The organism is Gluconobacter sp. GP1 (genome assembly GCF_032913585.1).
Lineage (GTDB): Bacteria > Pseudomonadota > Alphaproteobacteria > Acetobacterales > Acetobacteraceae > Gluconobacter > Gluconobacter cerinus.
Genome location: NZ_JASGXC010000001.1, coordinates 621,004 through 633,015 on the forward strand (window position 1 = coordinate 621,004; position 12,012 = coordinate 633,015).

A 12,012-nucleotide genomic window follows, 5' to 3' on the forward strand; every position below is an offset into this window, starting at 1 on the left:
GTTTGCCGATCCGGAATCCATGACGAGAGTCCTGGTCTCGCTGGATCGGCCCGACACGGCGACGGTCATGATCGATATGGATCTGACAGTTCTTATGGGTGACCCTGCCAGATATTATGTGCTGGCGACTGGGCGCGGCTCACAACATGAGGCTGAAGTCAGATCTATCGCCCAGGAAATCACTAAGGCCCTACCGCTTTTCTCGGGTCATTCTCCCCTTCACGCCACTCTTGTGACCTACAGTTTTTCTAGCAAGAGCCGGGATGAATATATGGATCTGGCAGCAGACAAACCTGCTCATTTCCAGTTCGAGATACCGCTTCCTGCCAATAACGGCCCGTTACAACTGCGTATTCCACTGGGGGCTCAGATTGATTACCCGGTCGCTTATACGGTTCAGCTTCCTGAACGCCATTTTACCCAAACGCGCTGGCTCGATGCCGGGCAGCATGAGAGTGTTACGTTTGACTATCGGGGAAAGCTTCCAACTGGTCATGTCGATCAGCCCGGAAGTTTTGATCCGGATACGTTGTCATGGTGGCAACAGCTTCCGGTTTATCTGAAGTTTGGGTTCAAGCATATCGTCCCGGAGGGGACAGATCATATTCTCTTTGTCTTAGGCCTTTTCTTTCTTGGAATTAGCTGGCGCAAGCTGCTGTCCCAAACAACGGTCTTCACAATTGCCCATGCCACCACATTGTTTCTCTCAACCTATGGAATTTTTGATCTTCCAAGCCGTTTTGTAGAGCCAGCAATCGCGCTGTCGATTTCGTTCATAGGTCTGGAAAATGTCTTTAGTCCAAAACTGGGACGAATACGCCTGATGGTTGTTTTTGCTTTCGGGCTGATTCACGGCTTTGGGTTTGCCAGCAGCCTGAGTGAAGTGCCCTTCCCTCATCGTGACTTCATTGCGGCTCTCATAGGCTTCAACTTTGGCGTTGATGCGGGACAGCTATTTATCATTCTCCTCGCAACACTGGCCGTAGGCGTTTTCAAAAACCGTCCGTGGTTCAGAAGACGAATTGCGATCCCTGCGTCGCTTCTCATCGCAGCAATTGGCCTATTCTGGGCTATTCAACGAATTTTAGCTTATCATTTGTTAGCCTGAGGATCAGCCATTCACTTTGGGCTAGTCTTTTCGATGAAGAGACCTGGGTATGGCGGATGATCAAGGCCTAGCATCACAAGGAAGCTGAACTTTCACGGTTAGATTTCGTCTGTGAATTCTGTTCATAATTCATATGCAGAGACAGGCTATTATCGCACAAGATTGAGGACTGCATACTCCACATCTGACGTAACCGAGCCGAAGCGAGGTCTCATGCTCTATCTTATGAACGGCATGGTTTCTCCCGACCGGCGAGCTGTAGAGATCAAAAGATGATTGAAGCAAGCAGCGATGTAGATGTGGCGGTGAGTGCCGATAAGGCGTGGAGCCTATTAGGCGGCTTCGATAATCTTCCACTCTGGATCCCAATGATTATCAGGAGCTTCCTAGAAGACGGAGGTCGCGTTCGACGACTGACGGCCAAAGATGGGTCTGTGATTGTAGAGCGCTTGGTCAGTTTCGATCAGCGCAAACGCACTTACACTTATGCCTATATCGAGGGGCCGGACCCGGTTGAAGACTACCTTGGGAAGGTCACAGTTACATCCCTTTCCCCTGAACGTTGTTGTATAAGTTGGGGGAGCCAGTTTAGCCCGGTTGGAATAAGCAGCTCAGAAGCAGAAACGCGTTATCGCTCTGCTTATGCATCCGCCCTAAATCACGCAAAGACACTTCTGGAACAGGCGACTTAAGGTCCGTTTCCAGTAAATTTCCATAGTATTCAGGTTTTCAGGATAACTTTGATGAAAAATATTCTTCTTCTGAATGGTTCGAAAGCATTCGGCCACTCTCAGGGCCGTCTCAATGACACGCTCCATGAGGTTGCTTACGAAACTCTAAAAAGCGCCGGGTTCGATACTCGTCAGACCAAAATTGATGCAGGCTATGATGTGCAGAGCGAGGTCGAGAACTTTCTCTGGGCAGATCTGATTATTTATCAAATGCCAGGCTGGTGGATGGGCGCGCCGTGGATCGTCAAGAAGTATGTCGATGAAGTTTTCACGGCTGGTCATGGCTCCCTGTATGCCAGCGACGGACGAAGCCGCTCCAATCCCAATCAGAAATATGGTTCAGGCGGCCTGATTCAAGGAAAGCATTATATGCTCTCCTTAACGTGGAATGCACCGGAAGAAGCTTTTGAAGATCCGGCCCAGTTCTTTGAAGGTAAAGGGGTCGATGCTGTTTACTTTCCTTTTCACAAGGCAAACCAGTTTCTGGGAATGAGTTCTCTCTCTACGTATCTGGCAACGGACGTCATCAAAGTCCCTGCCGTCGATAACGTCATACGGCGCTACCGTGAACACCTTTCAAAAGTCTTGGGATTTGTGCTTCCCGAAGCCACTCTGGATACATGAGAGAAAACAGTTTTGCTCTGATGATGTGCCCGGTCTTATGAATTGTTCCAATTGCGCAGTTGGAGCAAAGTAGCCGAAAGTGCCAGTCCCGCACCAAGAAGGACAATTCCAGTCCAGCCGAATGTGGGCCAAACCATCATCGTCGCGGCGGAGCCAAGAGCTCCGCCAAGAAACATTGTTCCCATAAAAATGGTATTCAGGCGTGCTCGCGCTTCAGGCCGCAGGGCATAAACGACATGCTGATGCGACACGAGCGCGCCCTGAATTGCAAAATCCAGAACGATCACCCCAGCGACCAGACCTGGAAGCGAATTCCAGAGACCGAAAATGCCCCATGACAGAAGTGTCAACATGGCCCCAAGAATAATCATTTTATGAGGGCCGTGTTGATCGGCAATTTTCCCGGCAATCGGGGCCGCAAGGATACCAACGGCTCCGACAATGCCAAACAGGCCTGCTGCGCCCGCCCCTAATCCAAACTTGGGCTCTTGCAGGTGAAGGGCGAGGATCGTCCAGAAGACGCTGAAGGCTCCAAACAGGAGACTTTGAGTGACTGCTGCGAGGCGTAACTGTGGAAACTCTTTCCAAAGGCCTGCAAGGGACGCAAGTAATTGCCCATAATGCATCTTCGAGTTCGGCTTACTGGTGGGAAGAACCCACGCCAATAAGGCACCTGTGCCCAGCGCGATCGGAGCGCCGAGCCAGAACATCTCGCGCCACCCGGCATATGTAGCGACGACACCGGCCAAGGTCCGACTTAGAAGAATGCCGCACAGGAGCCCTGCCATAACAATGCCGACAGTGTGGCCGCGTCTTTCCGGAGACGAAAGATGCGCGGCAAAAGGGACAATAAGCTGTGCAACAGTTGCGAGTGCACCAACCGCGACGGACGCGACAAGCAGGAGGGCTGCGTTGGGTGCAATTGCCGCAGCGGCAAGAGCAAGCGCGAGCAGAACAAACTGAAGAACAATCAGCCGTTTGCGCTCCAGAAGATCCCCGACAGGAACAAGAAGAAACAGTCCCGCGGCATAACCAAGTTGAGTGCCGGTTGGAATCAAATTTGTGGTCGAACCTGGCAGGTCACGCTTCATGATGCCAAGCATAGGCTGATTATAATAGATGTTCGCAACGGCAACGCCGGCAGCTACAGCCATGCTGAGCGTCAGAAATGCGGAGAGCGTGTTAGCGCTGTCAGGGCGATCAGCGTGGCTGGAGACGGTCGTAGGAGTTTGGTTGCTCATGATACTCGTTCCTTACCATGCCCCTCAGCAGCATGGCGACAGGCTCCTTAAATCACAGGATTTTGCCATATTGTGCTGAGAGACCGCATACTCATAGCTCACTCGTCACGGCCTCTGTTTTCGTTTCACGAGCTAATGCCCGCTAACCGTAAGGTTTCAGCTGTTTTACAGATCCAGCGTTCATCGGGATTCCATCTGGCCATTTGAGCGGCGTTGAGCAAAGCTCCGCCTACCGGTGGCAGACGGGGCACCAGGGAAGCACCGTGATGAGCGGCTAGTGTCTCTCGCAGGAGACGACTTTGGAGAGCTCCCCCAGCATAGCTCCAAGGGAGAGATGTATCGGGAAATTTGCGTCTCGCAGCAGTGATGTGAGCTCCCAGGAGAGTTGCGGCTTCAACCATTATACGCTGAGCTGGAACAATGCCCTGCTCAGCCAGATCTGAAACCGTTTTTGCCAGCGATGCCACTGATGCACGAGGATTTTCGAGGCGGCTGTACCATTCCATTAGCCCCGCATCATAAGGATGCGCGTTAGAAGATAACCCGAGAACGTCAGCAAACGGTTCGAGGAATGTCCGATCTTTCTGATTGCGGCCATCTAACAGCCTCGCCAGTAATGACAGCGCCTGTCGGCCAATCCAGAACGCACTGCCTTCATCGCCAAACAGGCTTCCCCATCCGCCAACGCGATCTTGTTCTCCTTTGCCATTGACGACCCATGCGACAGAGCCTGTTCCTGCCAGCAGAAGGACGCCGCCATGCCCGGCAAAGGCTCCGGTACAGGCAATATCCACGTCATTGGTAATATTGAAAATATGCGGGAAATTTGCCGCTACGACGTCTTTCTGTTTTCGGCCGGATGGCCGCATCTCCCCGTAGCCCGCGAGCCCAAGAGAGAGGGTTTTCGTGGTTGAGGGAAGACGGGACATCAAGGATATCAGGATGGACTGCCAGTCGACTTGATCGAATGGGTTGGAGCCAGGAGCTCTTATAACAGGGCCTAGAGTGCCGTCTCGGTTGAGAACGACAAGCAATGTTTTGGTGCCTCCGCCATCTATTGCCGCGATGCTGGAACAGGTCACGGATCAATCCAATCAGACATGTCGTGCAACAGTCGTTTGAGCGCTCATCGTGTGCTTTAGGCCCTGTTGTAGAGACCGAGTGCATGCGCGGCTTCCGTGGCAATATCGTATCGAAGTTGAGAGACATTCCCGCTCCCATTCGGATGGACCCTGTTGGTTAAGACTAAGACGTATGAATCACTGGCCGGGTCGATCCAAAGCGACGTTCCAGTGAAACCTGTGTGGCCGAAGGAAGTGTCAGAGAAAGAGCTGCCTCTGGGCGAGGAGTAATGCGTCGCAATATCCCATCCAAAGCCACGAAGTTCTGTTTTTCCTTGTGGTTGTTGTGGCGAGATCATCTGTTGCAGAGTTTCCCGCCGGAGTGGAAATGCACTCGGCCTGCCCGCAATCCGATCCAGCAATGCTTGTGCGTACAGGCACATGTCATGAGCGTCTGAGAAGAGACCTGCGTGCCCGGCCACTCCGCCCATACGGCGCGCAGTCGGGTCATGCACCACGCCACGAAGCATCATGCCGTGTTCGTCATATTGTGTTGGAGCGACGAGCTTTCTGAGTGATGGATCAGGAAAATAGCCGGATTCCGTCATCCTCAAAGGACCCAGAATTTCTTTTTGAACGTATGTGTTCAGAGAAAGCCCGCTGACTTTCTCGACCACAAGTCCCAGCGTGATGAAGTTGATATCACTGTAAACAAATTTTTCGGCTGGGGGATTGGCCAGCGAAGAAGTCATCGCACGACGAACGGCTTCGGCTTTACCATACCACGCATCGTCCAAAGACAGGTCCGGTGGTAAGCCGGAATAGTGCGTCAGGAGCAGGCGTATCGTGACAGGCGCTTTCCCATTCGCGGCAAAGGTGGGTAAATAACGGCTGACAGGTTCGTCCAGGCCCGCTTGGCCCCGTTCGACAAGTTGCATGATAGACAACGCTGTCATGGTAGGCTTTGTCAAAGACGCCATATCAAAGCGCGTATCCCAGGTCATCGTTTCTCGATCCGGAACCAATGCTCGGTTGCCGCAAACGTAACGATGTACAATCTGCCCCTGATGCCCGACTGCAAGAACAATCCCCGGTACCTCACCTTTCCGGACTGCTCGCTGCGCTAAGGTATCTACCCGCAAGAACCTGTCGTCTGAAGATTGAGCACAAGCAGACAGACCGCCACAGACCAATGTTGCGGTGCCCGTCAGAAAAGTGCGCCGACTTGTAACAGCCAAGTTACGTTTGGACGATGAAGGATTGGGACTTTTCATCCTGCTTTTATCTCCTGATGGACCACAGGGTTAGCCACGCTCTGCTGATGTTCGGAGTTCTACGACAAAGTCATAGAGATCGGCGCGATAGCATGAGAATGTCACCTCAAGTATTCGTCCATCTGCCAAAAAAGATCTTCGTTCAATTTCAAGAATGGCACTTGGCTGCACAAGGTGGAGGAGCTCCGCCTCTTGAGTAGTCGCCATTCGGGCACGAATGCGCTGAAGCGCTCTGACTGGCAACAGGCCTCGCTCTTTCAACGCCTCATAAAATGAATCTTTGACCAACTCGGGAGATGCCAGATCCCTGCGAGAAATAACGGCAGTCTCGATGGCCAGAGGTTCCCCATCTGCGGTTCTGATCCGCTTGAGGCGAAGCACGGGTGCGCCCGGGGCCATACCCATTGCCATTGCTTCGTCCGGGCTGGCCCCTGCCATGCGCTTGCCTAGCCAGATTGAGCCGGGTTCATAGCCCCTCGCCCGCATATCTTCGGAAAAGCCCATCAAAGCAGACAGCGGCTGCTGGATGCGTCGGGTGACAAAGGTTCCAGCACCCGGGCGTTGAGTTAGAAGTCCCGCATTTACCAACTGCTCTAACGATTTGCGGACTGTCACTCGTGAAACACCGGTGAACTCTGCAATTTCCCGCTCCGGGGGAACAGCATCGCCACCCTTAAGGGCTCCACTCTCAATCAATTCCCTTAATTGCTCAGCAAGTTGCAAGTAGAGAGGCTTGCGGTCTGCGGGATCAGGCGTCAGTGCAGCGAACAGCTTTTGCGAACTCATCACGTGCATGAAAATTACTCGTGTTCTTGGCGGGACATAAGAACAGCGCGCAAATTGCCTTCATGGGCAACAAGAGCACTTTCGGCGTCGTCAATTGTCATGCCAGACCGAACGAGCACGGCCCGCTTGACGTTTTGACCGCTCACTGCAAGTGCATCAGCGATTTCCGCTGAAGTTCCGCCGGCTAATAAGTGTACCATCTGTGCTGCACGTCTTTCCAGTTTTGCATTGACGACGCGCATGTCTACCATCTGCCCCCGATAGCAATGACCCATCTGAATCATGAGCGTAGTGGACAGAAGATTTAGAGCCGCTTTTTGTGCCGTTCCTGCCTTCAAACGCGTTGATCCGGCAATAACTTCAGGGCCCGTGACGATACTGAGACCTATTTCTGCCTCCCTGAGAAGTCGACCAGATGGATTGGAGCTTATGCCGACAGTCAGCGAGCCCATTTCTCTGGCAGCTGCAATCGCGGCACACGTATAAGGTGTCGCACCGCTTGCTGCGATCCCTAGGACAACATCATTCGGCCCTGGAGTATGAGACAATATCTCGGCACGCGCCGTGTCCTCGCGGTCTTCCGCTCCTTCCACAGCTTCGAAAAGCGCTTTGGTACCTCCGGCCAGCATGAGGACCAGACGCTCAGGCTCCCACCCAAACGTAGGTGTGAGTTCTACACCGTCCTGAAGCCCAACACGCCCAGACGTACCAGCACCCACATAAAAAAGGCGTCCTCCTGCCTGTAGCCGAGGAAGCGCCGCAGCAACGATCTTCGCAATTTGCGGGACGGATGTTTTAACAACTGCTGTTGCAGACATCTGGGCTTCCGCCAGTGCGTCCAGAATGGAACTGGCCGGCCAAAGGTCAAGGTCCACATAACGGGGGTCCTGAGATTCCGTGCCAGAAGAAACCTTTGAAAGGCTGATGGCCATGATTGTCAGTCCTTTGAAGTGTCGGGAGCGGACGGAAAGTGTTGGAGCCCGCCCCTTGTGAACATCATTGAAATAGATCCCGATATGACCATCAGGGTAATTCCTAACGGCACTAACCAGGGAAAAGCCACGTGCCAGCTATAATACTGTAATGCCCCCATCATGACGGCCATGCCTGCCAGAGAAACAGAAAATCCCGTTAAAGCATCTTTCAAGCGTGCTGATGGATACAGCATTCCAAACAGAAAGGTGCCTAGTGTTGGCCCATAAGACCATCCGGCGACTGTTAAGCCCAGAATAACCGCTGATTGGCGGCTTCCTGTGAACCACAGCGCAGTCAAGACAAGGGCAAGGCTGCACACCAACGTTAGGACCCGAGGTGCGAACAGCTTACCCTGCCTCAAATTTAAGCGTGTTTGGCACGTCTGAAGGGCACGTGCAGGTAAAGGGCCAAAATCCGTTAAAACGGCACTTGCCATTGCGTTCAGTGTAGATGATAGCGAGCCCATCGTTGCGCTTAATACACCTGCCAGGAGCAATCCGCCCAAGCCTGCCGGTAGTCCTGAAACAATAAAAGTCGGGAAAAGGTCGTCGGGAGAGTGCAGCCCCAGAGATGTGAGAGAGGTGCCCCCGTTGCGTATCCAGAGCTGCACTCCGATTAGGGACAGGATCCCAAACAAAAACGCGATAACAAAAGCACTTCCCATCAGTGCAAAGCGTGCATCGCTCAAGCTGCGTGCAGCCAAAAGGCGCTGAACCATGAGTTGGTCAGTTCCATGAGAGGCAACTGAGAGAATAGCCCCTCCGACTAACGCAGCTAACAGCGTAAAGGGATCAGACACCAGATTGCCCATAGTCATATAATGGAAAGGTGCCAGATGCCCTGATCTCCAGGCACTGGACCAACCTTCAGGAGAGATCTCGTTATTCAGCAGTACAGCACAGATGACTGCGCCAAAAAGATAAATGCACAGCTGAATAGTATCAGACCACACGACCGCGCGAAGACCACCCATCATCGTATAAGTCAGTGTAAATACCATAATGATGCCCATGACTAAGGCGCGGTTTATGCTGATCCCTTCATGATCAAGCATCCACATGATTGGGATAAGCCCTGCCGATAAACGAACGCCTTCCGCAAGCAGTCGCGTTATCAGGAATGCGGCTGACGCGGCTCGCTGCAATCCAGGACCGAAGCGATGGCCCAGATACTGGTATGCACTCGTCATGCGCCCTTGTGCATACAGCGGTAAAAACCATATGGTCACGATTAAACGGCCAATAAAATATCCCGCCGCGAGCCCCAGAAATACCATACCGCTTCCATAACTTACTCCCGGAATGCTGATGAATGTCAGGGTCGAGGTCTCGGTAGCGACCAAAGACAGGCAGATCGCCCACCACGGCAGGTCATGAGCGGCTGAGAGGAAATCTCCTGATGACTTCTTTCGACGTGAAAGCGTGATCGCCAGCACAGGCAGTGCAATGAAATACGCACAGATTACAGCAATGTCGGCAAACTGCATGAATGTTTCCTCGTAAACCTCAACTGCCATAGAACCTTAATAATACCAAAAAAATACCTGATAACTCGCTCCTGCCCTTCGCCTCAGATATGGAAACACGCATTCAAGCTCTACTTTAGATCTCTGTTTGAAATTGCTCATGCGATCGATGAGCGCTGGGGATAGTCCTGAACATTTCCCGAGCGCTCATTTTTTCGCGTGTCTCAAAATCCAGAGGAGACCGAGACAATTCCTGCAAATCCGCCTGCGACGTTGTAAGTTGGTGCGCTGGCGGCGATCGCTGTGCCATACACGCCCGTCGTGGCATGAGCGTTCGTTGCAACAGAATACGTCGAAGAGAGGTAACCCTTGTTACCAAGCCCAAGATTAACCAAATTCAGCTGAATTTGCGGGCGATGCAGGAAACCAACAGACTGAAATCTGTAGCCGAAATTCATATTCAGAGTTTCATATGCTGGCATCTTCTCATCGTTCATAAATGTGGAGTATTGACTTCCAACATAGTTGAACAAAAGGCCACCAAAGGCGCTGCCATTATCATACAAAATTCCGACGGATGCTGTGAATTCTGGCGTATTAACAGCCAGTTTTCCCTTAGTTCTCAGATAGTCACCGCTGGACGCTCTCAAGTTATTATCGATCGTCGCGTGGATATACTGTCCTGAGATATATGGGCTTAAATGATGCCAAGGCTTCAATCCCAGTTCAATAGTTGCTCCGCGCGATGTTTGTCCACCACCATTAATGGATGAACTCACTCGCGTTCCGCCCACAACTTCTGTCGTAGAAACCTGACGGTTTGTAAAATTGTAATTAAATAGGGCAATATTGACGTTTACGAAGCCATGATGGCGATATCCCAGCTCTTCAGAAATTGCGTATTCTGGCTTTAGATTTTGTGCATGGCCACGCGTCTGTTTGCCGGTGGCGACGCTGATAAAATCAGCGTAGCTCGGCCACCCAGCAGGTTCGGCAAAGCCCGTTGTTCCGTTAACGAAAATTTGGTCATTCGGTGTGATCTGATAACTTGCCATCACTTGAGGAAGCGGCACGGCATCGCTATTGCCATTTCTGTATGAGGGTAGCCCAGGCATGATTTGCGTGAGTTGTCTTGTAATCATGCTTTCTTTGAATGCGGCAGAAAGCTTTAAGCGGTCATTCAGTGCACTATATTCATCGACAATATAGGCTGTATTGGTCTGCTGCATAAAATTAATATTGTAACTGTGCAGCACGTCACCCGCCGCAGAAACAACCGGGTACTTTCCAGACATGCTGGCGATACTACCGTTCGCATCCGCCGCAGCATATGTTGCAGCTTCTGGCTGCGCAAAGTATGCGTACCAGTACCCGACCGTTAGAGTATTGTGACCATGTTTCCATGACAACGAGGCGTTGAGCCCGGCATTATTTTCTTTGAACGTGTCCGTAATCGAAACGGGGAAAGAACCGTTATAGGATGGGGATACGTTCAGGTTCCCGGCTGGAATGTTTCCGTAATAGCTGCCAGTATTGCTCAGACTGCTACCGACGTCTCCATACCCATCGGAATGCATGTAATAAGGATTCAGGTGAGCAGTTAGTTGATGTCCCAAGTCAAAATGCATCGGAGCGCCGATCGTAATGGCGTTTCGGACGTTCTGCTGGAAACGGTAATAATTGGCGCTGCCTGGGATATAGTCCTTTTCCCAGTTAAAATTGGTACCGTACTGCTTCCACTGAGTCAGTGTTGGGAAGCGCGGATAGAAACTGGTCGTGGTGTTGTATGAAACCAGTAGTTCCGCCCCGCTATGTCCCCACTCTTTTACGGTCTTGTTATCCATATGATAGCGGGTTGTGTAGCCTGGACCACGCCAGTCTTCGGCATGTGTATGGGAAAAAGACGCATAGGATCGGATGCCGGTATGTCCGATTTCTCCGGTATCTATCCGAAAAAATTCACGGTCCAGGCTGTAGGACCCGCCGCTGAAGTCTGCATAGCCACCAGCATGATCTGAAGGCGTTCGCAGAGTCTGTGTCAGTTCACCACCGACAGCATTATACAGGGGAGATGTAGGTGAAGCTGAACCTTGCGTCAGGTCTACGCGAGCCAGGTTTTCATTATCTACGTTCTGCGTTGTGTAAAGCTTGTAATTCGACGGGTCCGCAGCAGGAATTCCGTCCATCAGATAGCCAATTTCCGTTTGTGCCATCCCTCGAACCGTAAGATTGATGCGTTGATCATCAAGTCCGAGTGGATCATTTCGCCCAACGGCCACACCCGGCATGCTGGCAATCATGGATGCGGTATTCTGCGTCGGCGGCTGATGCGCAATAAAGTCTCGAGTAAAGGCACTCCGGGCCTTGGGTACAGTCTGAACAGGCATCATACCCGCTCCAGCCGAATGCCCGCTTGCTCCATCGGGAGCATTCTTCGCCGTGACCTTTACTTCTTCAGCGTCACCCGAAGCGGAAATGGATTTTTCCTTTTTATTTTCGGATACAGCCTGCGACGTAGATTTTGCCTCTACGGAAGCTGTTGCCCAAACGGCACACCCTACCCCCAGCATAAGAAACTTACGATAACGCATCGTTCTCTCTCCCAAGCCTCAGCCCGTCATAGGTAAACCATGAATAATACCTTTCTAATACCTATTAATTACGATTGTAAACCGATTCTGCCTTTGGCTCCTTGGTGCTGAATTTTTTTGACATAAGAGGGAATATATTTTCAGGAACACCTCGAT

10 protein-coding genes are annotated in these 12,012 nt (G+C 51.8%); 3 read left to right on the top strand and 7 right to left on the bottom strand.

The genetic code is table 11. The features are described from left to right. Window positions 1-19: 19 nt before the first annotated feature. The 3 genes from R5H23_RS02875 (at window position 20) to R5H23_RS02885 (ending at window position 2,463) form a co-directional block, all read left to right on the top strand. Complete coding sequence (locus tag R5H23_RS02875) at window positions 20-1,108, top strand: HupE/UreJ family protein (protein ID WP_317214274.1); 1,089 nt, start codon at window positions 20-22, stop codon at window positions 1,106-1,108. A gap of 272 nt (window positions 1,109-1,380) precedes the next feature. Next, window positions 1,381-1,800, top strand: coding sequence for an SRPBCC family protein (locus R5H23_RS02880; protein WP_211512394.1), 420 nt, complete (start codon window positions 1,381-1,383; stop codon window positions 1,798-1,800). A gap of 51 nt (window positions 1,801-1,851) precedes the next feature. Next, window positions 1,852-2,463, top strand: coding sequence for an NAD(P)H-dependent oxidoreductase (locus tag R5H23_RS02885; RefSeq protein ID WP_317214275.1), 612 nt, complete (start codon window positions 1,852-1,854; stop codon window positions 2,461-2,463). Window positions 2,464-2,498: 35 nt separating this feature from the next. On the opposite strand, the gene R5H23_RS02890 is transcribed toward R5H23_RS02885, so the two are convergent. The 7 genes from R5H23_RS02890 to R5H23_RS02920 all read right to left on the bottom strand — a co-directional run bounded on the left by R5H23_RS02890 (window position 2,499) and on the right by R5H23_RS02920 (window position 11,856). After that, a complete protein-coding gene (locus R5H23_RS02890) occupies window positions 2,499-3,704 on the bottom strand; it encodes an MFS transporter (protein ID WP_317214276.1) in 1,206 nt (401 codons plus the stop codon). Between the two features lie 125 nt (window positions 3,705-3,829). Beyond that, entirely contained in the window at window positions 3,830-4,786 is a 957-nt protein-coding gene (locus tag R5H23_RS02895) for a BadF/BadG/BcrA/BcrD ATPase family protein (protein ID WP_317214277.1), read from the bottom strand. Window positions 4,787-4,842: 56 nt separating this feature from the next. After that, window positions 4,843-6,039: a serine hydrolase domain-containing protein gene (locus R5H23_RS02900; protein WP_317214278.1), complete on the bottom strand. Its 1,197-nt coding sequence runs from the start codon at window positions 6,037-6,039 to the stop codon at window positions 4,843-4,845. 30 nt (window positions 6,040-6,069) lie between these two features. Next, on the bottom strand, window positions 6,070-6,825 hold the full coding sequence (locus R5H23_RS02905) for a GntR family transcriptional regulator (RefSeq protein ID WP_211503188.1): 756 nt from the start codon (window positions 6,823-6,825) through the stop codon (window positions 6,070-6,072). Window positions 6,826-6,839: 14 nt separating this feature from the next. After that, on the bottom strand, window positions 6,840-7,757 hold the full coding sequence (locus R5H23_RS02910; protein WP_317214279.1) for an N-acetylmuramic acid 6-phosphate etherase: 918 nt from the start codon (window positions 7,755-7,757) through the stop codon (window positions 6,840-6,842). A gap of 5 nt (window positions 7,758-7,762) precedes the next feature. Next, on the bottom strand, window positions 7,763-9,286 hold the full coding sequence (locus tag R5H23_RS02915; protein WP_317214280.1) for a sodium:solute symporter: 1,524 nt from the start codon (window positions 9,284-9,286) through the stop codon (window positions 7,763-7,765). A gap of 203 nt (window positions 9,287-9,489) precedes the next feature. Next, window positions 9,490-11,856: a TonB-dependent receptor plug domain-containing protein gene (locus R5H23_RS02920; RefSeq protein WP_317214281.1), complete on the bottom strand. Its 2,367-nt coding sequence runs from the start codon at window positions 11,854-11,856 to the stop codon at window positions 9,490-9,492. Between the last annotated feature and the right edge of the window lie 156 nt (window positions 11,857-12,012).